This window comes from Polaromonas aquatica, assembly GCF_042659145.1.
In the GTDB taxonomy this organism is placed as follows: domain Bacteria; phylum Pseudomonadota; class Gammaproteobacteria; order Burkholderiales; family Burkholderiaceae_C; genus Polaromonas; species Polaromonas aquatica.
In genome coordinates this window covers 63,272-86,079 of sequence record NZ_JBHSRS010000081.1, presented here as the reverse complement: position 1 = coordinate 86,079, position 22,808 = coordinate 63,272, and the positions used below count along the sequence as shown (strand labels likewise).

The 22,808-nt window shown below is 60.9% G+C and carries 23 protein-coding genes; 18 read left to right on the top strand and 5 right to left on the bottom strand.

What is annotated here, in order from left to right; all coding sequences use genetic code 11:
• Positions 1 to 134: 134 nt before the first annotated feature.
• The 4 genes from ACFQND_RS17205 to ACFQND_RS17190 are packed head-to-tail and all read left to right on the top strand — an operon-like array spanning position 135 to position 3,924.
• Positions 135 to 935 (top strand): MlaE family ABC transporter permease, encoded by an 801-nt coding sequence (locus tag ACFQND_RS17205; RefSeq protein ID WP_371435275.1) that lies wholly within the window; start codon positions 135 to 137, stop codon positions 933 to 935.
• 30 nt (positions 936 to 965) lie between these two features.
• The gene (locus ACFQND_RS17200) at positions 966 to 1,952 is read left to right on the top strand and encodes an MlaD family protein (RefSeq protein ID WP_371435276.1); all 987 of its coding nucleotides are present in this window, start codon (positions 966 to 968) and stop codon (positions 1,950 to 1,952) included.
• Positions 1,949 to 2,626: a hypothetical protein gene (locus ACFQND_RS17195; RefSeq protein ID WP_371435277.1), complete on the top strand. Its 678-nt coding sequence runs from the start codon at positions 1,949 to 1,951 to the stop codon at positions 2,624 to 2,626. Before ACFQND_RS17200 ends, ACFQND_RS17195 begins: the two co-directional genes overlap by 4 nt.
• Positions 2,627 to 2,655: 29 nt before the next feature.
• The gene (locus ACFQND_RS17190) at positions 2,656 to 3,924 is read left to right on the top strand and encodes a YbfB/YjiJ family MFS transporter (RefSeq protein WP_371435278.1); all 1,269 of its coding nucleotides are present in this window, start codon (positions 2,656 to 2,658) and stop codon (positions 3,922 to 3,924) included.
• A 77-nt stretch (positions 3,925 to 4,001) separates the two neighbouring features.
• Here the strand turns inward: ACFQND_RS17190 and ACFQND_RS17185 are convergent, their stop codons facing one another.
• Entirely contained in the window at positions 4,002 to 5,660 is a 1,659-nt protein-coding gene (locus tag ACFQND_RS17185; protein ID WP_371435279.1) for a 4-hydroxyphenylacetate 3-hydroxylase family protein, read from the bottom strand.
• 104 nt (positions 5,661 to 5,764) lie between these two features.
• On the opposite strand from ACFQND_RS17185, the gene ACFQND_RS17180 reads away from it, so the two are divergent.
• Positions 5,765 to 6,394 carry a TetR/AcrR family transcriptional regulator gene (locus ACFQND_RS17180; protein ID WP_371435280.1) on the top strand — a complete coding sequence of 210 codons (630 nt, stop codon included), beginning with the start codon at positions 5,765 to 5,767 and terminating at the stop codon, positions 6,392 to 6,394.
• A gap of 28 nt (positions 6,395 to 6,422) precedes the next feature.
• Positions 6,423 to 7,046, top strand: coding sequence for an isochorismatase family protein (locus ACFQND_RS17175; RefSeq protein ID WP_371435281.1), 624 nt, complete (start codon positions 6,423 to 6,425; stop codon positions 7,044 to 7,046).
• Positions 7,047 to 7,058: 12 nt separating this feature from the next.
• On the opposite strand, the gene pcaQ is transcribed toward ACFQND_RS17175, so the two are convergent.
• Positions 7,059 to 7,994 (bottom strand): pca operon transcription factor PcaQ, encoded by a 936-nt coding sequence (pcaQ, locus tag ACFQND_RS17170; protein ID WP_371435282.1) that lies wholly within the window; start codon positions 7,992 to 7,994, stop codon positions 7,059 to 7,061.
• Between the two features lie 122 nt (positions 7,995 to 8,116).
• On the opposite strand from pcaQ, the gene ACFQND_RS17165 reads away from it, so the two are divergent.
• Together ACFQND_RS17165 and ACFQND_RS17160 are read left to right on the top strand one after the other, a co-directional pair.
• Complete coding sequence (locus ACFQND_RS17165; protein WP_371435283.1) at positions 8,117 to 9,118, top strand: Bug family tripartite tricarboxylate transporter substrate binding protein; 1,002 nt, start codon at positions 8,117 to 8,119, stop codon at positions 9,116 to 9,118.
• Positions 9,118 to 10,419, top strand: coding sequence for a sulfatase family protein (locus ACFQND_RS17160; RefSeq protein ID WP_371435284.1), 1,302 nt, complete (start codon positions 9,118 to 9,120; stop codon positions 10,417 to 10,419). Before ACFQND_RS17165 ends, ACFQND_RS17160 begins: the two co-directional genes overlap by 1 nt.
• Positions 10,420 to 10,588: 169 nt before the next feature.
• Here ACFQND_RS17160 and ACFQND_RS17155 read toward each other — a convergent pair whose 3' ends face one another.
• Positions 10,589 to 10,870, bottom strand: a complete 282-nt coding sequence (locus tag ACFQND_RS17155) for a hypothetical protein (protein WP_371435285.1) — start codon at positions 10,868 to 10,870, stop codon at positions 10,589 to 10,591.
• Positions 10,871 to 10,897: 27 nt separating this feature from the next.
• Positions 10,898 to 11,230, bottom strand: coding sequence for a helix-turn-helix domain-containing protein (locus ACFQND_RS17150; protein ID WP_371435286.1), 333 nt, complete (start codon positions 11,228 to 11,230; stop codon positions 10,898 to 10,900).
• Positions 11,231 to 11,540: 310 nt separating this feature from the next.
• Here ACFQND_RS17150 and ACFQND_RS17145 point away from each other — a divergent pair, with 310 nt between their 5' ends.
• The 6 genes from ACFQND_RS17145 (at position 11,541) to ACFQND_RS17120 (ending at position 17,220) form a co-directional block, all read left to right on the top strand.
• Positions 11,541 to 12,818, top strand: a complete 1,278-nt coding sequence (locus tag ACFQND_RS17145) for a PAS domain-containing sensor histidine kinase (RefSeq protein WP_371435287.1) — start codon at positions 11,541 to 11,543, stop codon at positions 12,816 to 12,818.
• Positions 12,815 to 13,453 (top strand): response regulator, encoded by a 639-nt coding sequence (locus tag ACFQND_RS17140; RefSeq protein WP_371435288.1) that lies wholly within the window; start codon positions 12,815 to 12,817, stop codon positions 13,451 to 13,453. The genes ACFQND_RS17145 and ACFQND_RS17140 overlap by 4 nt, the downstream gene beginning before the upstream one ends.
• A 199-nt stretch (positions 13,454 to 13,652) precedes the next feature.
• Positions 13,653 to 14,045, top strand: coding sequence for a response regulator (locus tag ACFQND_RS17135; RefSeq protein ID WP_371435289.1), 393 nt, complete (start codon positions 13,653 to 13,655; stop codon positions 14,043 to 14,045).
• 123 nt (positions 14,046 to 14,168) lie between these two features.
• Complete coding sequence (locus ACFQND_RS17130) at positions 14,169 to 14,690, top strand: hypothetical protein (protein WP_371435290.1); 522 nt, start codon at positions 14,169 to 14,171, stop codon at positions 14,688 to 14,690.
• Entirely contained in the window at positions 14,687 to 15,076 is a 390-nt protein-coding gene (locus ACFQND_RS17125; RefSeq protein WP_371435291.1) for a hypothetical protein, read from the top strand. Before ACFQND_RS17130 ends, ACFQND_RS17125 begins: the two co-directional genes overlap by 4 nt.
• A gap of 188 nt (positions 15,077 to 15,264) precedes the next feature.
• Positions 15,265 to 17,220 carry a propionate--CoA ligase gene (locus ACFQND_RS17120; protein WP_371435389.1) on the top strand — a complete coding sequence of 652 codons (1,956 nt, stop codon included), beginning with the start codon at positions 15,265 to 15,267 and terminating at the stop codon, positions 17,218 to 17,220.
• Between the two features lie 93 nt (positions 17,221 to 17,313).
• Here ACFQND_RS17120 and ACFQND_RS17115 read toward each other — a convergent pair whose 3' ends face one another.
• Complete coding sequence (locus tag ACFQND_RS17115; protein ID WP_371435292.1) at positions 17,314 to 18,204, bottom strand: LysR substrate-binding domain-containing protein; 891 nt, start codon at positions 18,202 to 18,204, stop codon at positions 17,314 to 17,316.
• Between the two features lie 160 nt (positions 18,205 to 18,364).
• Here ACFQND_RS17115 and ACFQND_RS17110 point away from each other — a divergent pair, with 160 nt between their 5' ends.
• The 4 genes from ACFQND_RS17110 to ACFQND_RS17095 all read left to right on the top strand — a co-directional run bounded on the left by ACFQND_RS17110 (position 18,365) and on the right by ACFQND_RS17095 (position 22,799).
• Positions 18,365 to 19,384, top strand: coding sequence for a Bug family tripartite tricarboxylate transporter substrate binding protein (locus tag ACFQND_RS17110; RefSeq protein ID WP_371435293.1), 1,020 nt, complete (start codon positions 18,365 to 18,367; stop codon positions 19,382 to 19,384).
• A 90-nt stretch (positions 19,385 to 19,474) separates the two neighbouring features.
• On the top strand, positions 19,475 to 20,236 hold the full coding sequence (locus ACFQND_RS17105; protein WP_371435294.1) for an SDR family NAD(P)-dependent oxidoreductase: 762 nt from the start codon (positions 19,475 to 19,477) through the stop codon (positions 20,234 to 20,236).
• A 31-nt stretch (positions 20,237 to 20,267) separates the two neighbouring features.
• Positions 20,268 to 21,923, top strand: coding sequence for a (2,3-dihydroxybenzoyl)adenylate synthase (locus ACFQND_RS17100; protein ID WP_371435295.1), 1,656 nt, complete (start codon positions 20,268 to 20,270; stop codon positions 21,921 to 21,923).
• Positions 21,924 to 21,956: 33 nt separating this feature from the next.
• Positions 21,957 to 22,799, top strand: a complete 843-nt coding sequence (locus tag ACFQND_RS17095) for an amidohydrolase family protein (RefSeq protein WP_371435296.1) — start codon at positions 21,957 to 21,959, stop codon at positions 22,797 to 22,799.
• Positions 22,800 to 22,808: the final 9 nt, after the last annotated feature.

Here is a 22,808-nt window from a genome sequence, read left to right as displayed (position 1 = left end):
CTGGTTGTTTCGGTTTTGGTGACATTCTGAAAAATGCTTGGCAGGCAGATACTTTTCATTTTGAGCCCGATATAACGGCAGTTGCAAGTAACAATTCAGTCATCAGCAAGGAAACGCACAGTTATCATGCCTGCATGACCTCCATGTCTTCATGGCGAGGCTTGCTGGCCCGCACCAACCGCACTGCAAAAGATTGGCTCGCGGAATGGTGGCAGCTGTTGCACCTGGGGGCCGTCCTGTTGTTGCTGGCCCTGTCGCCGTCCAGCTACAAACGCAACAACCGTCTGGTCCTGGCGCGCCACCTTTACGACAACACTGCGCCCATACTGACAGGATTTACCGTGTTGTGCGCGCTGATCAGCCTGGTGCTGACGCGCATTGTGGCCACCACGGCCCTGAGCTACGGCCTTTCACACTATGCCTTGCAGGTGGTCATCCGGGTGCTGGTACTTGAGCTGATTCCCCTGACGGCTGCGTTGTTTGTTGCCGTGCGCTGCACCATTCCCGATGGCGCAGAACTGGCCGGCCTGCGCGCCAGGGGTGAGCTGGATGCTCTGCGCCGGCAAGGCATCAACCCGCTTCACCGGGAGGTGTTGCCGCGCGTTGTTTCGGGCATCTTCTCGACCGTCATGCTGGCGGTGCTCAGTTGTGTGGTCGCATTGGTGGTGGCGTATCTGACCGTATATGGTTTCAGCCTGGCGGGGCTGGCTGGTTACACGCGGCTGTTCGGCCAGGTGTTCAACCCTGCCGTGACCCTGATCTTTGTCCTGAAGACGCTGTTCTTCAGCCTGGCTGTTTCACTGATACCTGTGGCTTCGGCACTCTACGGTGTTGCCAGTGAAACGCGCACCAGCGCCGAATTGCGCGGGCTGGTTCGCATGTTTGCGGTTATCTTGCTGGTTGAAGTCCTGTCACTGGTTGGCAACTATTACTAAGAACTCAATTTTGAAAGAAGCTTCACCTCCATGAGCGACACCCCAGACCCTTTGTTGAAACCGCCCTCAGGCCAGGCCGAAGCACTGGCCAGGGAGCACCTTGAGTTCAAGGCCATCCTGCTGCTGGCATTCATGCTGGTGCTGGTGGTCGGTTCCGCGCTTTATGTGATGTATGCGCGGGGCGTTTTTGACAGTACCCAGAAGCTGGTGCTGATCTCTGAAGACTCCGAGGGCGTGGTGGTCGGCATGGACCTGACCTTTTCCGGCTTCCCGATTGGACGTGTGCGGCGCATCGAGCTGGCGGAAGACGGCAAGGCGCGCATCGTGGTGGATGTTGCCAGCAAGGACGCGCACTGGCTGCGCGAGTCAAGCGTGTTCACGCTGGTACGCGGCCTGGTTGGCAGTACCAATATCCGCGCTTACAGCGGCCTCCTGACGGACCCGCCGTTGCCCGATGGTGCAGTGCGTACCGTGCTGCAGGGCGATGCGGCCGGAGAGGTCCCCAAACTGATTGCGGCTGCCAAGGACCTGATAGAAACCCTCAACGGCCTGGCCGGAAGCAGTGGTGCGCTGGGCACCTCCCTGGGTAACCTGCAGGTCCTGACCACCAGGCTTAACGGCAGCGGCGGAGCCCTCACCGTATTACTGGGTGGCGAGGCCGAGGCCAAAAAACTTCTGCTCACGCTGGACCGCAGCAACGCATTGCTGGCCAAACTCGACGGCATGGCGGCCAAGGCCGACACCCAGGTGTTTGGCGACAAAGGCGTGATGCCGGAGACCCGTGCCACCGTGGTGCAGCTCAATGCCTTGCTGGGCGAGGCGCGCAACAGCCTGAAAAAAGTGGACGCGGTGCTGGTCGAAGCCCAGGCGGTAGGCGCGAATGCGCGTGAAGCCACCACCGACCTTGGCACCTTGCGCGGAGAGGTCGAGGCCAGCCTGCGCAAGGTTGACAGCCTGGTCAATGAAATCAACCGCAAATGGCCGTTTGCACGCGATACCGAGGTCAAGCTGCCATGAGCATTTCCCGCATCCCGTTTTTTGCTGGCCTGCTGTCACTGGTTCTGGCCGGGTGTTCCTCAGGCCCCAAACCTCCGGACTGGCAACTCGAGGCCAAGGGCTCCATGGAGCGTTCAGTGGCTGCCTACCTCCAAGGCAATTCGCGTGTGGAGGGCGTGGAGTTTGCGCGCGCCAGGACTGAAATCTCCAGCACAGGGCGCATTGACCTGATGGCCCGGGCCGAGTTGCTGCACTGCGCCAGCCATGTGGCCAGCCTGGTGTTTGAGCCCTGCACCGGGTTTGAGAAACTGCGGCAGGATGCTGCCCCGGCCGAGCGGGCTTATGCCGATTACCTGGCGGCCAGGCTGCAGCTGCAGGATGTGGCGTTGCTGCCTGAGCAACAACGCGGCGCCGCAGCGGCCGGTATGGGCAGCAGTGATGCAGCCGTTAAAGGCATGACCGACCCCTTGTCGCAACTGGTGGCTGCCGGCGTGGCATTGCAGGCCGGCCGCGCCAGTCCGGCGCTGGTGCAACTGGCCGTGGACACGGCTTCTGCACAGGGCTGGCGCAGGCCCTTGCTGGCCTGGCTGGGCGTGCAGGCCAGTCTGGCCGAAAAGGGCGGTGACAGCGAGCAGGCCGCGCGCCTGCGCCGCCGCATTGAACTGACGCAGGGCGATGCCAAGGCTGCACCTTAACCGGATGATTTTTCTCCATGGCTTTTGAGATGAGTTCTTCTTCCGCCGGCAAAGCCGCGCGTCCTGCAGTGGGGCCGTGGGCCATCGCGGTGGCGGGCATGTTGGCGCTGGCCACGGCCATGGGCATTGGCCGCTTTGCCTTTACGCCCGTGCTCCCCATGATGCTGCACGACGGCGTTATTGACCTGCTGGGTGCGAGCTGGCTGGCGACGGCCAATTACATCGGCTACCTTGTCGGTGCATTGATCTGTACCTTTCAGCCCTGGATCTGGCGGCGCTTTCCGGCACTGCCTCAAGTGGGTGCATCGAGCTGGGTGCGTGCCGGACTGGTCGCCACGGCCTTGCTTACTTTGGGTATGTCATTGAACCTGCCGGGCATCTGGCCGCTGCTGCGCTTTCTGGCAGGTGTGGCAAGTGCGTTTGTGTTTTTGTTTACCTCGGGCTGGTGCCTGGCGCAACTGGCGCGGCATAGTGCCAGCCGGCTCGGCGGTGTGATGTATGCCGGGCCTGGCGCGGGCATCATGCTCAGTGGGCTGATGTGCAGCGGCATGGTGGCGCTGCAGTGGCAAGCGCAGGTGGCCTGGGTCATCCTGGGCGTGATGGCGGCCATCCTCACAGGCATTGTCTGGCGCACCTTTCATGCCAGCAATGAAAAGCAGCATGACCCGATAGCGGCGGCCATGCCTGCAGCTGGCGCTGTACCCACCGTCGCCACGGCCAGCCGCAAGCAGATGCTGGTGCTGGCGGGGGCCTACGGGCTGGCGGGGTTGGGCTATATCGTGACGGCCACCTTTTTGCCGGTGATTGCGCGGCAGGCGCTGCCGGGCTCGCCTTTCCTTGACATGTTCTGGCCGCTGCTAGGCTTCGGCGTGATGGTGGGTGCGCTGTTGTCGACGCGCGTACCGCTGACGGGCGACCTGCGCTATCTGCTGGCAGGCTGCTACTTCATCCAGGCGCTGTCGATCGCCATCAGCCTGTGGTCGCCAACGCTGACGGGGTTTATCGTCGGCAGCTTTGTGCTGGGCATCCCGTTCACGGCGCTGACATTTTTTGCGATGCAGGAGGTGCGCCGCCTGCGGCCCCACAGCGCCACCAGCTACATGGGCCTGCTGACGGCGGTCTACGGCGTGGGCCAGATCGCCGGCCCGCCCATGGTGGCGGTGATGCTGCGGCGCACGTCAACGGTCGAGGCTGGCTTCACCCTGTCGCTGGAGATCGCGGCTGGCGCGCTGGTGCTGGGCGCGCTGATCTACCTGTGGATGGCGCGGGCCTACCCGGTGCGTGCGTCCACATCTTGAGGTGATTTGCTATTAAAAATGTAGCTGCCTGCGAGCATTCCACGGTGGCCACAGGCACTTTTCATTCATAAAAGCGTTTAAATGCCGCGCCGGGAGGGCAATGTAGCCTCTACAGCCGGCAAATCCACCATCACCGGCTGGCCGGGTGTGGTGCAGCCGGTGTCGCAGCATTTGCCGGGCTGGCGGTTTTTGGTGATGGCACGGTCCGGGTCGTGCGCCGCGGCGGCGGGAGAGCCGTCCGCTGCAATTCCGCGCTCCAGGATGCGCTCCACCAGCTCGACCTTGCTGCCCACCGGGTAGTTGCGGTAAATCTCCTGCTTCATCGCTGCGGGCGAGCCACCGCCGTGCATGCTGATCACGCTGTACCAGCCGCCCTGGTAACCGGCGGTCAGGTCTTCGATGAAGCGTGCCGTTTCAATGCGCTGCTCGTAGGGCACATCGGGGTTGGCACGCAGTACTTCCGAAAGTTTTGCGCCGGTTTCCGGGTTGTGGTCTTCGTCAGGGCCGGGCAGGGTGACGATCAGGCCGCCGCTGACATAGTGGGCGATGCGGTGCATGTCGTAAATCTTGGTTGCCAGCAGCAGCTTGCCGATGTTGGAAAACACCGGGTTGGGCATGAAGGTCTTGCTGTGCTCGTCAGGCTTGCCATACACGCTGGCCGCCACGCCGCAGGCGTAAAAACTCTCGGTGATGGTGATGAGTTCCACCATCTGCTCGCGCAAATGCGTTTCCCTGGCCGGGTCAAAGCCGTTGGCTTCGCACATCAGCGCACCGGCGCCAATCAGCAGGTCGCCAAAACCGGCCCGCGCACCAATGCAGGTGTGGCGGTGGTGTGTGGCGTAGCTGTAGGTCAGGTGGCCGGTGTGCTCCCATTCGCCGGCGTAAAACACGCTGTCCCAGGGCACAAACACCTTGTCGAACATCACCACGCCCGTGCTCTGGCCGTATTTGCGGCTGAACAGCGCGGCGCCGTGTTCGACCTTTTCACCGGGCCGGCCCGCGGGCCGCGCAATGATGGTGATGCCGGACGCATCCACAGGCACGGCGCAGCAAACCGCAAAGTCGGCGTCTTCCTTGCCCATGTTGCGGCAGGGCATGACCAGCAGCTCGTGCATATAGGGCGCGCCGGTCACGATGGCCTTGGTGCCGCTGATGACGATGCCCCGCTTGCCGTTATGAAGAGCGTTGCGCTCGACCACATGCACGTAGCTGTCAACATTGGCCTGCTCATGCGGCCGGCGGCTGCGGTCGCCCTTGGCGTCCGTCATGGCGATGCCCAGGGTCAGGTCCTGGTCCTGCACGCGGTGCAGGTAGTTCAAAAAGCGCTCGGTGTTCTCGCTCGTGCCGCGTGCGTCGTCAATGCGGGCCGAGACCTGGCCAATCGCGTTGAGCGCATCGTGCGTCAGGTAGCGCTGGGCGCAACCGGTTTCCTGGCAGACCAGGCGCACGGCTTCAAGCTTGTTGAGCAGGTCGCCGCTGCTGGTGTTGATGTGGGTGAGACGGTTCACCAGTTTGCCGCTGGTGTGTTGCAGCGCCGTCATGATGGGCGCGTACTGCGCTTTTAGCGCGTAGTCGTAGGTCAGTGCAATCGCATTGATGCCGGGGCCAAAACCGCGCTCGTCCACAACGTTTTCCACCAATTGACCGTCGAGGAAGACGCGCGGTTTGTAGCGGCGCAGCGACTCGCGAAAGTCATTGCCGGACATCAGTGTTGAGGCGGGCGCGGGTGCATTCATGGGCTGTCTCCTGATTAAATTTTTCAATATTTAAACACTGTTTAATTTATTAATCAACAGTTCAATTTATCCTGCCTCAGGGTATTTGCGCTTATATTCAGGTGATGCAAGCCAGACTAGCCCGCCAACAGGCCATGAATGATTCGCGCCGGGCGCTGATGCTCGACGCTGCCCGCTCGGTGTTTGAAAGGCTGGGCATCGAAGGCGCCAGCATCCGTGAAATTGCCAAGCAGGCCGGCTACACACCGGGTGCGATTTACTCCTACTTTGAAAACAAGGAGGCGATTTACGGTGCGCTGCTGGCCGAGTCGCTGGAGCGCCTGAATGCTGTGGTCGATGCGGCAGGCCTGGACGCCGCCAGCCCGGCCGATCTGCTGGAGGCCAAGGCCGGTGCCTGGTTTGGGTTTTACGCAGCCAACCCGCGCGACCTGGACCTGGGCTTTTACCTTGTACAGGGCATGCAGCCGCGCGGCCTGACGGCAGAGCTCAACTACCAGCTTAACGACCGCCTGCACGATGCCTTGCGCCCCTGCGAAATGGCCCTGCAGGCCATGGGTTTGAATGCCGAAGACGCCTTGCGCGAAAATACCTCCTTGTTCGCCCATGGCGTGGGTTTGCTGCTGATGCAGCACACTGGCCGTATCCGTATGTTCGGGCAGGACGCCACCATGCTGTTTGATGCCTATGTGATTGGCCTGGTGGAGCGCCTTCAACGTGCCGCGCCCCGGGCTTGAACCTTCTTTAAATATTTCAGGAATAACCATGTTGCTTGACGCCGATGACTCCCAACTCGTGCTGGTGGACTACCAGGTTCGCCTGATGCCCGTCATTTTTGAAAATGAACTGGTCATAGCCAACGCCGTGCGCCTGGCACGCATGGCCCAGGTGCTGCAGGTGCCTGTATGGGGGACCGAGCAGAATCCCGAAAAGCTTGGCGCCAATGTGCCTGGCGTGCAGGCGGCGATTGAAGCTGCGGGCGGCCGGACGCTGTCCAAGATGCATTTCAGCGCCATGGCTGAAGGCCTGGGCGACTGGCTGCGCCCGCCGGTGCGCAAACCCACACAAGGCGGCAACGCGCGCAGCCTGCCCAAGCATTTGCAAAAGGCTGCGGCAGAGCCGGAAGAGGGCAGAAGCACCATCGTTATCGCGGGCTGCGAAGCGCATGTGTGCCTGATGCAGACCGCGCTTGATCTGCTCGAAGAAGAGTTTGAAGTCTGGGTTGTGACTGACGCCTGCAGTTCACGCAGCGAACGCAACCGCGATGCGGCATTTGACCGCCTTGCCGGCAATGGCGCTGAGCTGGTGACGACCGAGATGGTGGCGTTTGAGTGGCTGGGTAGCGCTGAGCATCCGGCGTTTAAGGAAATTCAGGGCCTGATCAAGTAGCAACGGCAGGCCTTAACTCTCTCGCCAAAGCCGCGCCTGCGTGCGGATGGCGTCAATCATCAACTGCGCAGACTGGCTGATCTCCACACCAGCCCTTAGCGATAGGCCAATTGAGCCCGTGGTCGATTGTGTGTTGATGTCAAGGCGCATCAATACCTTGGCGCCCAGGTCGCGTTTGACCGTGCCCCACGGGCTGAACCACACGGCATCGCTGCTCAGCACCAGTGATCGCGCAAACGAGTCTGACAGGGTTTCTATCACCCTGGGCAGGGATGTCAGGCCGGACGCCAGGCAAAAGGTGTCGACCGCTTCACGCACGGCAGTGTGGGGCAGTGGTATGACCATGGGATAGGCCAGCAAATCGTTTGCCGTGAGGTCCTGCCTGGTCGCCAGTGGATGTGAAGGTGCGGCAAGCACGATGATGGGCTCTGAATAGAGGCTTTCAAATGACAGGCCGAACATGAGGGTCGGGTCCGGCAAGCGGCCGACCACCATGTCGAGTTCGCCTTCGCGCAGCAAGTACAGCAGCTCCATGTTCGTGCCGGCAATGACCTTGATCTCGACACGTTCGTAGCCCGACTGGAGCTTTTGCACCGCCAGGGGCGCGACCGCTGCAGCGGTTGTGGGCAGTACGCCAATGCGCACCTGGTACACGCCCGCCTTCTGTTGCCTGCCGGCGGCCAGGTTGAGGCCGTCCCGCAGCAGGCCCAGTGCGGGCAACACGTGCCTGAGCAATTGCTCGCCCTCGGCGGTGGTCATCAGGCCCTTGCGCGTGCGTTTGAACATGGGCTTGCCAATGATGGTTTCCAGCTCACTCAGGGCTTTGGAGATAGCCGATGCCGTGAGCGACAAGGTGTCAGCCGCGCCTTGCACGGTCTGTTGCCGCGCAACGGAGGCAAACGCCTGGAGGTGGCGCATTTTGATGCGTGGGTCGTACAAGCTCGTCATGGGTCTTGATTTCTAAAAATTCATTTAATTGATTTGATATTTCCATTTTCTTATCTTTTTTGGAAATTAGACTGCTTCAGGACAACGGTATTCACCAACATCAATGATCAGGAGACGACTAAATGCGCGTGACGACATTTGCCACCGGCCTGCAGGCAGGCTTGAAGCGACGATGGATTTTTCTGGCGCTTGCGGGGGCAAGCCTTGCGCTCAACCCTTCATGGGGCCAGCAGGCTTACCCAAACAAGCCGGTCAAAATAATAGGCAACTTTGTGGCTGGTGGCCCAAATGACATCTTTGCAAGGCTGCTTGCAGATGGCCTTCAAAAAGAGCTGAAGCAACCCTTTTTTGTCGAGGCCAAACCCGGCGCTGCGGGAAACCTGGGCGCAGATGCCGTGGCCAAGAGCCCTGGTGACGGGTACACCCTTTTGGTCAGCATAGACACCACCTTCACCACCAATCCGTCGCTGTACCCCAGCATGCCGTTCAAGCCTTCTGACATGAAGCCGGTCATGGTCGTCGCTTCACTGGGCATGTTGTTTGGCGTCAATCCGAACCTGGGCTTCAAGTCCCTGGGGGACTTTGTCGCGGTGGGAAAAACGACATCCCAGAATTTTGCTTCGGCAGGCAATGGCAGCCCGGGCCACATTGCGATGTCCCTCCTCAAAGAGTCCACTGGCGTCAAAATTGAGCATATCCCGTACAAAGGCAATGCGCCTGCAGTGCAAGCCATTGTGGCGGGGGAAGTGCAGGCCGGGATCATCGCAACGGCCGGCCTTGCACCCCAGGTGCAGGGCGGCAAGGTGCAGGCGCTGGCCGTCACCAGCCGGCAGCGTTCGGCGTTGCTGCCACAGGTTCCGACCGTTGCGGAAGTCGGTTTGAAACAGCTTCAGCTGGAAATCCTCCAGCTTGTGATGGTTCCGGCGTCAACCCCTGAATCCGTCGTGCAAACGCTGCAAAAAGCCATGCGCACCGTACTTGAAAAACCTGAAATGAAAGCCCGGCTGGACGCCCTGGACCTGCATCTGCTGATGGAAACGGGCAAAGCGGCTACCGATCGAATCGACGCTAACCGGGCGATGTTCTCCAAGGTCATCCAGTCCACCGGCATGAAAGTGGATTGATGACCAACCTCGTCTTTATCCTGGCCGACGACCTGGGTTACGCCGACCTGGGCTGCTACGGTGGCCGCGTGCCGATCTCGCCGCGGCTCGACAAGCTGGCCGCCGAAGGCATGCGTTTTAACAATGCGTACTCCAATTCGCCAGTGTGTTCGCCCACGCGTTTTGCGTTGATCACCGGCCGTTACCAGTACCGCTTGCGTGGTGCGGCCGAGGAGCCGATGACGGGGCGCTTTCGCGGCAGCACCGAAGTCGGCCTGCCGCCTTCGCACCCGACCTTGCCCTCGCTGCTGCAGGGTGCCGGTTACCGCACGGCGCTGGTCGGCAAGTGGCACCTGGGTTACCCGCCGCATTTCGGCCCGCTGATGAGCGGCTATGAATCGCACCTGGGGCCGTTGTCGGGCGGGGTGAGCTACTTCAGCCACGTGGACCGCGCCGGCAAGCACGACCTGATGAACAACGGTGAAGAAATCCACCGCGACGGCGCTTACATGACCGACCTGCTGTCGGACGAAGCGGTGAAGGTGATCGAGCAACGTGCCGCGGACAAGCAACCCTTTTTGCTCAGCCTGCACTACACTGCGCCGCACTGGCCCTGGGAAACACGCGCGCAGGGCGGCGCCAACCCGCAGACCGATGCCGACATTCGTCACCTGGACGGCGGCTCCATACATACCTACCACCAGATGATCCGTGAGCTGGACGAGGGCATTGGCCGCGTGGTCGATGCACTGGACGCGGGCGGCCTGGGCGAAGACACGCTGATCGTTTTTACCAGCGACAACGGCGGCGAGCGTTTCTCCGACAACTGGCCGCTGGTGGGCGGCAAGATGGACCTGACAGAAGGCGGTATCCGTGTGCCCTGCATAGTGCGCTGGCCGCGTGTGGTGCCGGCCGGCAGCGTGAGCGAGCAGCATGTCATCACCATGGACTGGACGCGCACCATGCTCGAAGCCGCAGGCGTGGCGCCGCATGCGGACTATCCGCTGGACGGGGCTTCGATGATGGATGTGCTGGCAAGGCCAGAGGCGGATTTTGCGCGCGAGCTGTTCTGGCGCATGAAGCACGAAGACCAGCGCGCCCTGCGCGACGGCAACTGGAAGTACCTGGCGATCGGGCCGAACGAGTATCTGTTCGACCTGTCAAAGGACGAACGCGAACGTGCGAACCAGGCCAAACGCGAGCCGGAGCGCCTGGCCCGCATGCGCGCACGCCACGCCGAGTGGAACGCCTCCATGGGGCCCATCCCGGCCGAAGCGCGCAGTGAGAACGTCTACACACTGGTGGACATGCCGGCGCGCTGACAGCAGCTTGGCGCACAGGGTGCTACTTTTTTGATAGCTGGTGGCGCACATTCCACCTTGGCCTGGACTTGTTTTGATGCTGAAAACTGCCGAATTCAGGCTTTGAGGGCCGGAAAATCCCCTGGAAAAAAGCCAAAAGTCGTTATTTTCTCAAGAGAAAACTTGATTTCTACTTCGAATTGCGACATTGGCTGCGCTGCGCGAAGAGTACCTCAGCGGGCGTGTTGAAGCCCAGGCAGGCGCGAAGCCGGTTGTCAAGCAGACGCTCAATGCGCGCAATCGAGCGCGGTGTCTGCAAACTCAATGGCTGCCCTTTGGGGATGAACTGACGCACCAGTCCGATCGTGGTTTCATTGGTGCTGCGCTGATTGGGCCGTTGCCGCCCCAACGGGCCGCGCGGGAATGCCGCAGGGGCCGCTCGCGCCGCCTGGGCCAGATGTGCGCGACCCACGCATAAGTTGCCTGCATGCAGGGCATGTCAGGGCTCTGACAGGCCGGCGTGGGCAAGGCCTTGAGCCGCGCGCCCTGCAATCTGCTGGGGTGACCTGCAAGTCTTCACCAGCGCCTTGCGCACGCGGCACCAGACTGCCGGGCCGTAGCGCGGGGCATTGGCGGCACAGCACAGGGCGCAGTCCTGGCGATGGCGCTGGGCGCATTCGGCGTTATAGGCGCCTTCGCAACGCGCCAGTTCGCGGTAGATGGTGCTGCGATGGCAGCCCAGTCGCCCGGCAATCTGGCACTTGTTCAGGCCCTGTTCAAGCCAGGCCTGGATCTGGTAATGTTCTGTCGGGCTGAGGTGGTGGTGAGTCATTGGCAAACCTGTCGGTGTAGGAACCAAAAGGCTGGCCAATTCACTCCATCCTCAGCGTTGTTTTGATGCGCTGGGGGCAATTCGATCTGGAAATCAAGACCTGCCTGCTGGGTACTATGAATAAGATAGCTGGTTGCGCAGGTACGACGGTGCCTAGGAGCTTGTTTTTTCTCTAAAAAAGCCGGAATTGCCGTATTGTCCTAGGGTTTTCGCTAGTCGTGTGCGGCGAAGAAGGCCGCGGACCCCATTTAGGCATGCCTGCATGGGCCTTGCGGCGTAAGATGGCGCGACACTTCTGGACTGTTACCTTATGCCGTCTTTAAAGTTCGGGCATGCCAGCCTGGCGGCCTCCACGCGTCGTTCTCTGGCACTGCTGCTTGCATTCGCTTCGGTATTGACAACGGCTGCGGCGTTAGATGTTGCTTCTAACTGGTATGTGGCGTTCAGCCTTCCTGCGCTTGTTGTGATGGCCGCGTTGACCACCGTGCTTGCGTTTATTCATGCAGGGCGTGAAGCGGTCCAGCGGCGCGCGAGCGATGTGGCACTCGATGGCGCGGACGCACGCATGGCTGGCCTGATCGACTCCGCCATGGACGCGATTGTGACGGTGAACGAGGCGCAGGATATTCTTCTCTACAACCAGGCGGCGGAAAAGATATTCGGCTGGACACCAACCGAGGTGCTTAACCGGCCTCTTACCCGGCTGATACCGCGGCGCTTCCATGCGGAGCATGCCGTCAAGGTCACGCGGTTTGGTTCTACCGGGGTAACCTCGAGGCGCATGGGCGACGGCATGGTGCTTTACGGAGTCCGAAAAAACGGCCAGGAGTTTCCGCTGGAGGCTTCAATATCCCACCTTGCGACGCCGCAGGGCAAGCTCTTTACCGTGATCCTGCGCGACGTGACGGAGCGGGTGCGTGCCAGCGAGGAGCTCAGCGCCTTCGCAACGGCCGTGCATGCCGTGCGCGAAAGCGAAAAAACCAGGATCGCCAGGGAGCTCCACGATGAACTGGCGCAGTCCCTCACGGCACTGAAGATGGATGCCATATGGGTGCGCGAGATGCTCCCCGCCGACGCGGATGCGCCCCGCGACAAGCTGGAGGACATGCTCGCGCTGCTGGACACGACCGTTGCGGCCACCAGGCGCATTGCTTCCGATCTCCGGCCGCTGCTGCTGGACGACCTGGGGCTTGTTCCTGCCATTGAGTGGCTTGCAAACAATTTCACGCAGCGTTCCGGCATCGTTTGCCATCTGTCGCTTGATGACGAAGTCGAGCTGGGCGAACCCTATGCGACAGCGGTTTTTCGCATCGTGCAGGAAGCGCTCGTCAATGTTTCAAAACACGCGGAGGCCTCCAGGGTCGAGCTGAAAATTGAAAAAAGCGCTACGGGCGTGGCCTTGCTGGTGGAGGACAACGGCAAGGGTTTCGCGCTGGACGCGCCGCGCAAGGCGGCCTCTCTCGGGCTCATGGGGCTCCGAGAAAGGGCCAGGCTGCTGCGGGGCACGATAGATGTTGATACCGCCCTGGGGAAGGGGACGTGTATCCGGGTGGTAATACCTTTGCCGGAACTGGAGTCTGCGGAATGATACGGATAGTCATTGCTGACGATCACGCGATCGTGCGCGAGGGTCTCAAGCGGATTATTTTCTCCATTGGCGACATGAGCGTGGCGGGCGAGGCGGGGGACGGCGCCGAAGTGATGCAGCGGGTGCGCGACACCGAGTGCGATCTTCTCGTGCTGGATCTCTCCATGCCGGGCCGAAGCGGCATGGAGCTCATCAAGCTCGTTCGCAGTGAAAAGCCGGGATTGCGTATCCTGGTGCTAAGCATGCACCAGGAGTTGCAATATGCAGTGCGTGCCATCAAGAACGGGGCCAGCGGCTACCTGACGAAGGAAAGCGCGCCCGCGCAGCTGGAACAGGCCATCCGCAAGATCGCTTCGGGCGGCGCCTTCATCAGCGCGGAAGTAGCCGAGCAATTGGCGCTCGGCGCCATGCCGGGGAGTGAAGCCCTTGCACATGAAAGCCTATCGAACCGCGAGTTCGAAATCTTCCGCATGCTGGTGACCGGTACATCGCTGACCGATATCGCTGCAAAGCTTTCCCTGTCGGTCAAAACAGTCAGTACCCACAAAACCAACCTGATGTTCAAGCTGGGCACGCAAAACCAGAGCGAATTGATCCGCTACGCGATCAGGCACGGTTTGGGCGATGAGGTATAGGCCTTGATGGGGAATCCCCGAAGGGCGGTCGAGGCATTTTTCACGATAGGGCATCTCGGCCCAATTAAATGGTAAACAGGCTCCTGGGAAAATTCCTAGGACAACTCGGAAGCCTGGCGCCCAAAAAACGGCGCAATCCGATACCGTAGTTCAGCAGATGCCTATGTTGTGAAGCCGCGTGACGGGGCACATTGGAGGCATGCGGCAACCCATCATTCCACCCGTCAGAATTTTCCTCGCTGATGACTCAGCGTTGATACGTGACCGTACCGCTGCCATGCTGGCTTCCAGCAAGCTGAAGATCGTGGGGCAGGCCGATACCCCTGAAAGCTGCATCGCCGGCATCCTGGAAATCCGTCCGGACGTGGTGGTGTTGGACGCCCAGTTTTCACGAGGCACCGGCCTGAGCGTGCTCAATGCAGTGCGCAAGGTCGCGCCCGAGATCCCTTTCATTATCTTCAGCAATCATGCCACGCCGGGCTACCGTACACGCTATATGGCGGCGGGGGCCGCCCTTTTTCTTGACAAAAGCAACGAGGCTTCGGAGCTTGCACGCGCGGTGCTGAGTGTCTCGGGTTTCGGCGGCCGCTAGATGCCGGTCAGATCCATCTTCCATCAACATATCAGGAATAGAGATAGAGATGTCACCAGGAGTCGAAACACTTGCGAGCCCGGCTGGACATTCATGGCTTTCCGCAGACAGGAGACACGCAGAATGACAAAAAAGGCAATTTTCGACCGGTTCTCATGGAACTGGAATTACGCAGAAACGCCGCAAAACGTCGAGGCACACTATTCGAAAAGCGAGTTGGTTCGCGAGTTTCTGGTGTTGCATGCATTTTCAGGCAGCAGGCTATCCCAGGTTGACCGGCTTGAGCATGCCGTCGCCATCGCATTCGACAAGGTATGTCGCGGCATCAAGCAGGGTCTGATTGAACTCGACTATGTGCCGTGCGAGTCGGACAGGATGAATATCCCGGCCATTGAGCATCCGCATCACATGCAGGCGTTGCTGTACTGGTGCGCTCAGCTTGGATGCACGCTGCATGTTCTGGTGGATGCCTATTCGACCCTGGGCAGCACCCCCAGCGTTGAGAGTATCCGCGCGAAGGTCTGGCAGCTCTGGCGGGAAGGGGCGTCCTGCACCAGGCCGCCACGCAACTTTGGCCTGCAGCAGCGTGACGCGGCGCGCACCAGGTACGAGTTTGCCGACACCCGTACGATGGTGCGCCAATGACTCCCGCCCGGAGTTGCTTTCGCGCGACCGAGGTCTGGGGCACCAAGCGGCTACTCCGGTTCGGCATGCTCAGAAGGCTGTCCCTGCTTTTTGGCAGCTCCGTCCATCGGACGTCTCCTGAACGCCTGGACGACCGGCTTGAGGCGGTTCGGGCGATGATGCTTTCCCGCCTGGGACGGGTGCAGGCAACGGCAACGCCACTTTCCTGGCGCATTAAACAAGCTGGGGATATCCAGGGGCTCTGGTATCTGCGCAGCGAGTTGATGCTTGCCCTGGCAACAGCCTATGGTGAAACCATTGCGCGTCATGAGATACGCGATATTACCGACGTCTTTCAGGGGGCTTTGCCGCGTGCCATGCGGCCGCGGGCAGCGCCGCCGCACTAGGACCTCACCCCGTTCCCTATGGACTTCGCTCAGGAGGGCCCTGCGCCGCGTTGCAAACGTCTGGCCGGACGGGCGGCGCAGCTTTCGAGAGCATACGGGGGACCCAGCGGGTACCCCGCGCATGAGGGGCGCGCCGTCAGGCTGCCGCAAGGCCCCTGTCGATACTAGCGGCTTGCGCATACTGTGGCCTGTGCCATCCCAACCCTCAAAATGAAAGCAGAGACAAGAACATGGCAAGTTACGCCGATTTTTACCGCCAGTCCATGGACCAGCCCGAGGCCTTCTGGACCGAACAGGCCAAACTGATCGACTGGCATAAACCTTTTACCCGCGTCTGCAACTACGACAAGCCGCCATTTGCCCACTGGTATGAGGGAGGGCAGACCAACCTCTGCCATAACGCCGTTGACCGCCACCTGAAAGACCGTGCGGACCAGGCCGCGCTGATCTATGTGTCCAGCGAAACCGGTGTTGAAAAAACCTACAGTTTCAAGGAGCTGCATGTCGAAGTGCAACGCATGGCGGCCAGCCTGCTGGCCATGGGCGTTGTGAAAGGCGACCGCGTGTTGATCTACATGCCCATGATTGCCGAGGCCGCCTTTGCGATGCTTGCCTGCGCGCGCCTGGGCGCCATTCACTGCGTGGTGTTTGGCGGATTTGCGAGTGGCTCGCTGGCTTCGCGCATTGACGATGCAACACCCAAAGTCATCATCAGCGCCGACGCCGGTTCACGCGGCGGCAAGGTTGTCGCCTACAAGCCGTTGCTGGACGAAGCGATCAAGCTGTCGACCCACAAACCCGACGCCGTACTGCTGGTTGACCGCCAGCTTGCACCCATGCATCTGGTCGCCGGCCGCGATCTTTTGTGGAGCACACTGCGCGCCAAGTACATGGCCGCCCAGGTGCATTGCGTGTGGCTTGATTCAACCGACATCAGCTACACCATCTACACCAGCGGCACCACCGGCAAACCCAAGGGCGTGCAGCGTGACACCGGCGGTTACGCCGTAGCCCTGGCCGCCAGCATGAAACACATTTTTGACGGCCGCGCCGGTGAGACTTACTTTTCCACCAGCGACATCGGCTGGGTCGTGGGCCACAGCTACATCGTCTACGGCCCGCTGATCGCCGGCATGGCGACCATCATGTACGAAGGCCTGCCCACGCAAGGCATGGACGGACAACCGAATGGCGCGATCTGGTGGAGCCTGGTCGAAAAATACAAGGTCACCGCCATGTTCAGCGCGCCGACGGCTGTGCGCGTTTTAAGAAAGCAGGACCCGGCGCTGCTGAAAAAAAACGACCTGTCCAGCCTGCGGGCGCTGTTCCTCGCAGGTGAGCCGCTGGATGAGCCTACGGGGCGCTGGATCAGCGAAGGGCTGAACGTGCCCATCATCGACAACTACTGGCAGACCGAGTCGGGCTGGCCCATCATCACGATTGCCAACGGTGTCGAGAAAAAAGCCAGCAAGTTCGGCAGCCCGGGTGTGCCCATGTACGGCTACCGCGTGAAGATTCTGCACGAGTCCACCGGCGAGGAGCTGACCCAGCCGAATGAAAAAGGCGTGGTGGTGATCGACGGCCCGACACCACCGGGCTTCATGCAAACCATCTGGAAAGACGATGCGCGTTTCGTCAACACCTACTGGAAAAGCGTGCCCGGCAAGATGGTCTACAGCACCTTTGACTGGGGCATACGCGATGAAGACGGCTACTTCTTCATCCTGGGCCGCACCGACGACGTGATCAATGTGGCCGGGCACCGGCTTGGCACGCGCGAGATTGAAGAAAGCATCTCCGGCCACGCCGGCGTGGCCGAGGTCGCGGTGGTCGGCGTGGCCGATGCGCTGAAAGGGCAGGTCGCCATGGCCTTTGTTGTGCCCAAGGAGTCGGCCGTGCTGGATGATGCGGCCGCCTCGCTCAAGCTCGAAGGCGACATCATGAAACGTGTTGACGGCGACCTGGGTGCAGTGGCCCGGCCATCACGTGTGCGTTTTGTGAGCGCGCTGCCCAAGACTCGCAGCGGCAAGCTGCTGCGCCGCGCCATTCAGGCGGTGTGCGAAGGCCGCGATGCGGGTGACCTGACGACCATGGATGATCCGGCTGCGCTGCAGCAGATCAGGGACAGGGTTGCTGCCAAGTAGGCTCTTGGGCCAACGACGTAACCGTTCGCCCTGAGCTTGTCGAAGGGGCCCAAAAAGGCTTCGACAGGCTCAGCCCGAACAGGGGTAGTGAAGTCAAACCGGCAAATAGCGTTTCATCAAGTCACAGAAAAAATCTGCCGCCGGGGTCAGCGGCAGGTCTGGCCGGCGGATCATCACAATGTCCGGGGCCGGCAGTTTTTCCTTGATGTTGATGACCTGCAGCACGTCGCGTGTGAGCGGGAACTCGTTCCATTGCGCCGGCAAAATCGCCAGCAGGTCGCAACTCGACAGGGCGACGATGACCGAGAGCGCGGAGTGCGTTTGAAGCATCACGGCGGGCGGCGGCATCCTGTATTTGGCGAACAGTTCGTTGAGGTCTGTTGCGGCATGGAAATCCAGCGTGGTCGTGGCCCATTCGGCCTTTGCCAGTTCCCTGATGGACTTTGCACCTGCCAGCGGATGGCCCCTGCGGCCTATCACTGTTCGTGTGTTGTGCAGCAGTGTTTCCGCGACCAGCCCGCCGGCCGGCTCACCCTTGGGTGAGGCGCCCAGGTAAAAGTCAATGCTGCCGTCCTGCAGTCCGGCCTCCATGGCGGGGTACAGCCCTTCGATGATTTTCAGGCGCACCAGCGGGTAGCGGCGCCGGAAGGCCGGCAGCGCCTCGGGCAGCATGCCCATGTGCGGCATGATGGACAGGCCGACGGTGATGGTGCCGCCCATGTTGCCGTCCGTCTGCTCAAAGTCCTCGCGCGCCCGCCGCACTTCATTGATCACCGCACTGGCGCGGCGGTGGAACAGCTTGCCCGCCGAGGTGAGCACCATGCCGCGCGCTTCGCGCTCAAACAGAGTCACGCCCAGTTCACGCTCCAGCGCGCCTATGCTGCGCGTCAATGCCGGTTGCGCCAGGTCGAGGTGGCGCGCTGCCGCACGCAGGCTGCCGCGTTCAACCACCGCCACCATGTCCCGCATCTGGGTCAGCTTCATGAGTACATCCGTCTAAAAAGTGTGTGATCCGGGAGATGCATTTTTGGCATCGGCAAGCAAATTTTGCCATCTTTTTGAAATCACTCAAACAACCTAAATTTCGGGCATCGGTGCTGCATGAACACCGGTTTATCAATCAAATAAAACAGACGGAGACAACATGAAAACATCCAGTTCACGGCAGTCCGCCAATGGCGGCGGCCGCAGGTCACATCTCATTGCGTTTGCTTTGGCCGCCTTGCTCGGATTGGCCGGCGCTTTCAGTACGCCGGCTGCGGCACAGGCCTGGCCGGGCAAACCGGTGCGCCTCATCGTGCCGTTTCCTGCAGGTGCAGCGCCTGACGTGATTGCGCGCCTGGTGGCCGACCGCCTGGGCGCGGCCTGGGGCCAGGCGGTGTTTGTCGAGAACCGTCCGGGGGCAGGCGGCATCCCCGGCATGGCTGCACTGGTGCGTTCGCCGGCCGACGGCTACACGCTGGGGTTTGTGCCGGCAGCGGTTGTGACGCTGACCCCCGAGCTGTACAAAAATCCGCAGTTCAATATAGACACGGACCTGGTGCCGGTGGCCGCCATTGGCACCAGCCCGATGATGATCGTCGTTAACCAGTCGTCCGACATCAGGACGCTGGCTGACCTGATCAGGACGTCCAGGGCCCAGCCAGGGAAGCTCAATTTTGCAGCGGCACAAACCAATTCAGTGCCGCACCTCACGGGTGAAATGCTGGGTCGTGCCACCGGCGCGCCCATGTTCACCGTGCCCTACAGCGGGTCCGCCGCAGCGACAACGGCTCTGCTGGCCAACGAAGCCGCCGTGACGGTGGATGGCCTGCCGGCGCTCACGCAGTACGTCAAGGCCGGCAAGTTCCGGGCGCTTGCCGTGACCTCAAAAGAGCGCCTGCCCGGTTTTGAAAATGTGCCTGCCGCAGGCGAGACCGTGAAGGGCTTTGAGTCCATTGGCTGGTTCTCCGTCTATGCGCCGACCGGCACACCGGCCGGTGTGGTTGAGCAGGTCAACCGCGATATCAACAAGGTCATACAGGCCCCTGACCTGGTAGCGCGTTTCGCAGAACTCGGTGTTTATCCGAAACCGGGTACGCCCAAAGCGCTGGGCGACTTCGTGCAGGAGCAGCGCTCGGCCTGGAAAAGAGCCGTCATCGACCTGGGGCTGCAGCCGCAGTAAACCGCTTATCGCAAGGCCGCCGAGCCCGGGCTACCCAGGGTAGCGGCCATGGCGCGCAAGCAATATCAATTCACCTAAAAGGAAACCTCAATGACAACACGCAAAAAAGCCCTCGTGACCGGGGGTGCTACCGGCATAGGCCGCAGTGCTGTATTGGCTCTTGCGAAAGCCGGCTACGACATCGCCATCAATTACGGCTCCAGCGCCGCAGCCGCAAAAACAACTGCAGCCGAAGCTGAAAAGCTGGGCGCTGCCACGCTTTGCATTCAATGCGACGTGAGCGATGAAACCGCCGTGCGCGCGATGATGAAAACCATTGACGAGAAGTTCGGCCACCTCGATGCGCTGATCAACAACGCCGGCACCACGGCCAAATGGAAGGTCAAGGACCTTGAAAGCCTGGACCTCGCTGAGTGGGACCGTACCTTTGCGGTCAACGTGCGCGGCTTGTTCCAGGTGACGCGCGCGGCCGTGCCTCTGCTTAAAAAGGGCAGCAACCCGTCCATCGTCAACACCGCCAGCATCGTCGGCCTGCGCCCCGGCCCGCAGCCTTTGCCTTATGCCGCCAGCAAGGCGGCCGTCGTCAACATGACCAAGACCCTGGCCTGGAACCTGGGCCCGGAGATTCGCGTGAACGCCGTCGCGCCGGGCTGGATGGAGGGCGACTGGATGGAGCGCATGCTGGGCGAAAAGTATGAAGACCTGATGGGCAAGCGTGCAAAGGCAACACCGCTGAAGCGCTGCGTCACGGCTGACGATGTGGCCGAGACCATGATGAACCTGCTCCAGTCCAACCGCTTTGTGACCGGTGAAATCGTCGTTATCGACGGCGGTTTTACCAGCTCGACCTGACTTGACGCTCCACAACGCAAAGGCAAACATCATGTTGCAAGGCTTTGTACCTTTTCCTCCGGAGTTCGCCGCTGACTACCGTGCCAAGGGCTACTGGCGCGACCAGTCGCTGGCGCAGGAGTTTGACGCCGTGTTCAAGCGTTATGCGGACCGCGTCGCGCTGGTAGACGGCAAACGCACCTATACCTACGCCGACCTGGACCGCATCACCGACAACCTCGCACTGAACCTGCTGGAACTGGGCCTGAAGCCACAGGACCGCGTGGTGCCGACCCTGCCCAACGTGGCCGAGTTTGTCATCCTGTACTTTGCACTGCAGAAGCTGGGTGCGATCCCGATTGCCGCGCTGGTCACGCACCGTTACCTGGAGATCAGCCAGTTTGTGAACCTCTCGCAGGCCACGGCCTGTGTTTATCCGGAGACGCAGGGCGACTTTGCCTTTGCGCCCGTGATTGACCGCGTGCAGGCCGAACATGCGTCGCTGAAGTTCCGCATCGTGCTGGGCAAGGCAGGAAAGGGCGAACACTCGCTGGTTGAGCTGATTGAAAAGCCGGCAACACTCAAGCGCAGCGAGCTTGAGAAGATAAGGATTGACCCGACCGACCCCTGTATCTTCCAGCTGTCGGGTGGTACCACGGGCATTCCCAAACTCATTCCGCGTACCAACAATGATTACGCCTACAACTCCAAAGTGGCGTCAGAAGCGGCGCATGTGGATGGCGACTCGGTGTTGCTGCTGGTGCTGCCGATCGCGCACAACCTGCCGCTGGCTTGTCCCGGTATCCAGGGCTTCATGTTCAACGGCGGCAAGGTGGTCGTGCATGCCAACACCCGCCCTGAAGAGATGTTTGCACTGATCCAGCAGCACAAGGTGACGCACCTGAAAGTGGTGCCGGCCCTGCTGATACGCCTGATCAATGACCCATCCATCGGTAAATACGACCTGACCTCGCTCAAGCAGATCCAGAGCGGCGGCCAGCGCATGCAGCCCGAGGTGCGCACCAGAACGACAGAGCTGATTCCATCTGCCTTTGTGCAGGAGAACTTTGGCATGTCCGAAGGCGTGTTGATGTTTGTGGGCTTTGACGACCCGGCCGACGTCAAGCTTGAAACCTGCGGCCGCCCCATCTGCCCTGACGACGAGGTGCGCCTTGTTGATGACGACGGCAGGGAAGTCGCATTTGGCGAAGTCGGTGAGCTGACCTGCCGCGGCCCCTACACCCTGCGTGGCTACTACGGCGTGCCCGAGTACAACGCAAGGCAGTTCACACCGGACGGTTTTTACCGCTCGGGTGATTTGATGCGCCAGCACCCGTCGGGCAACTACATCGTCGAAGGCCGCAAGAAAGACCTGATCAACCGCGGTGGCGAAAAAATCAGCGCAGAAGAAATTGAAAATCTTGTCCTCATGCACCCCGCAGTGCAAAACGTGGCCATCGTGCCCATGCCCGATGCCAACCTGGGTGAGCGCATGTGTGCCTATGTCATCCTGCATGCAGGTCAGTCCCTGCAGCTCAAGGAACTGGTGGCGTTTTTGCTGACCAAAGAAATCGCAAAATTCAAGCTGCCCGAGCGGCTGGAAGTACTGACCGATTTCCCCGTATCGACTTTCGGCAAGGTGTCCAAAAAGGCCCTGGGTGAAATGGTGGCAGCCAGGCTGGCCCAGGAACAAGCTGCCACGGCCTGAACATCACACAACTACAGATAAACAGAGAAAAACATGCGAATCATTGACCTGCATTGCTACCCCGGAACCCAGACCTGGATTGATGCCCAGGGCCCATACCCCGAAGCGCTGGCAACCTACTGGAAACGCGACTGGGTAGCCAAGGACGAAGAGGGCGTCATCAATGAGTTCACCGATGCCGGCGTGGAAGCCTGCCTGGTAGCGCTGGACCTTGAAACCACGGTCGCCACACCGCCCTGCACGAACGAGTATGTGCACGCCATGTGGAAGCGGCACCCCAAACGAGTGATCCAGTGCTGGGGCGCGGTCGAACCGGCCAAGGGCGAGATTGCCATCCAGCAGGCCAAAAAGGCCGTGAAGGAGCTCGGCTTTGTTGGCTTTCATTTCCACCCCATCATGCAGCACTTCGCCGTGAACGACAGGCGGCATTACGATCTGTTTGAGGTCATCAACGAACTGGGCGCGGCGGTGATGATAGATGTGGGCACCACTGGCATGGGCGCCGGCATGCCGGGCGGAAACGGTGCTCGTGTGCGGCACGCGCATCCATCAGCGATCGACGACCTGGCCGCTGATTTTCCGAACCTGAAAATCATCATGGCCCATCCCGGCTGGCCCTGGGTGGACGAGACCACCGCCGTCGCGCTGCATAAAGGCAATGTGTACTGGGAAATGTCGGGCTGGGCGCCCAAGCACTTTCCGGGTAACCTCAAGGTGGACATCCGCGGCCGCCTGCAGGACAAGATCATGTTCGGCAGCGACTACCCCAGCCTGCCGTACGAGCGCATCCTGCGCGAATGGAAAGAGCTGGGCTACAAGGATGAAGTGATGGAAAAGATCATGCACGGCAATGCCGAGCGTGTGCTGGGTTTGTGAGACGTTTTC

Excerpts from the sequence above, each read along its gene's own strand:
- ACFQND_RS17205 (WP_371435275.1), top strand. The coding sequence starts at position 135 with ATGACCTCCATGTCTTCATGGCGAGGCTTGCTGGCCCGCACCAACCGC.
- ACFQND_RS17200 (WP_371435276.1), top strand. The coding sequence starts at position 966 with ATGAGCGACACCCCAGACCCTTTGTTGAAACCGCCCTCAGGCCAGGCC.
- ACFQND_RS17195 (WP_371435277.1), top strand. The coding sequence starts at position 1,949 with ATGAGCATTTCCCGCATCCCGTTTTTTGCTGGCCTGCTGTCACTGGTT.
- ACFQND_RS17190 (WP_371435278.1), top strand. The coding sequence starts at position 2,656 with ATGAGTTCTTCTTCCGCCGGCAAAGCCGCGCGTCCTGCAGTGGGGCCG.
- ACFQND_RS17185 (WP_371435279.1), bottom strand. The coding sequence starts at position 5,660 with ATGAATGCACCCGCGCCCGCCTCAACACTGATGTCCGGCAATGACTTT.
- ACFQND_RS17180 (WP_371435280.1), top strand. The coding sequence starts at position 5,765 with ATGCAAGCCAGACTAGCCCGCCAACAGGCCATGAATGATTCGCGCCGG.
- ACFQND_RS17175 (WP_371435281.1), top strand. The coding sequence starts at position 6,423 with ATGTTGCTTGACGCCGATGACTCCCAACTCGTGCTGGTGGACTACCAG.
- pcaQ (WP_371435282.1), bottom strand. The coding sequence starts at position 7,994 with ATGACGAGCTTGTACGACCCACGCATCAAAATGCGCCACCTCCAGGCG.
- ACFQND_RS17165 (WP_371435283.1), top strand. The coding sequence starts at position 8,117 with ATGCGCGTGACGACATTTGCCACCGGCCTGCAGGCAGGCTTGAAGCGA.
- ACFQND_RS17160 (WP_371435284.1), top strand. The coding sequence starts at position 9,118 with ATGACCAACCTCGTCTTTATCCTGGCCGACGACCTGGGTTACGCCGAC.
- ACFQND_RS17150 (WP_371435286.1), bottom strand. The coding sequence starts at position 11,230 with ATGACTCACCACCACCTCAGCCCGACAGAACATTACCAGATCCAGGCC.
- ACFQND_RS17145 (WP_371435287.1), top strand. The coding sequence starts at position 11,541 with ATGCCGTCTTTAAAGTTCGGGCATGCCAGCCTGGCGGCCTCCACGCGT.
- ACFQND_RS17140 (WP_371435288.1), top strand. The coding sequence starts at position 12,815 with ATGATACGGATAGTCATTGCTGACGATCACGCGATCGTGCGCGAGGGT.
- ACFQND_RS17135 (WP_371435289.1), top strand. The coding sequence starts at position 13,653 with ATGCGGCAACCCATCATTCCACCCGTCAGAATTTTCCTCGCTGATGAC.
- ACFQND_RS17130 (WP_371435290.1), top strand. The coding sequence starts at position 14,169 with ATGACAAAAAAGGCAATTTTCGACCGGTTCTCATGGAACTGGAATTAC.
- ACFQND_RS17125 (WP_371435291.1), top strand. The coding sequence starts at position 14,687 with ATGACTCCCGCCCGGAGTTGCTTTCGCGCGACCGAGGTCTGGGGCACC.
- ACFQND_RS17115 (WP_371435292.1), bottom strand. The coding sequence starts at position 18,204 with ATGAAGCTGACCCAGATGCGGGACATGGTGGCGGTGGTTGAACGCGGC.
- ACFQND_RS17110 (WP_371435293.1), top strand. The coding sequence starts at position 18,365 with ATGAAAACATCCAGTTCACGGCAGTCCGCCAATGGCGGCGGCCGCAGG.
- ACFQND_RS17105 (WP_371435294.1), top strand. The coding sequence starts at position 19,475 with ATGACAACACGCAAAAAAGCCCTCGTGACCGGGGGTGCTACCGGCATA.
- ACFQND_RS17100 (WP_371435295.1), top strand. The coding sequence starts at position 20,268 with ATGTTGCAAGGCTTTGTACCTTTTCCTCCGGAGTTCGCCGCTGACTAC.
- ACFQND_RS17095 (WP_371435296.1), top strand. The coding sequence starts at position 21,957 with ATGCGAATCATTGACCTGCATTGCTACCCCGGAACCCAGACCTGGATT.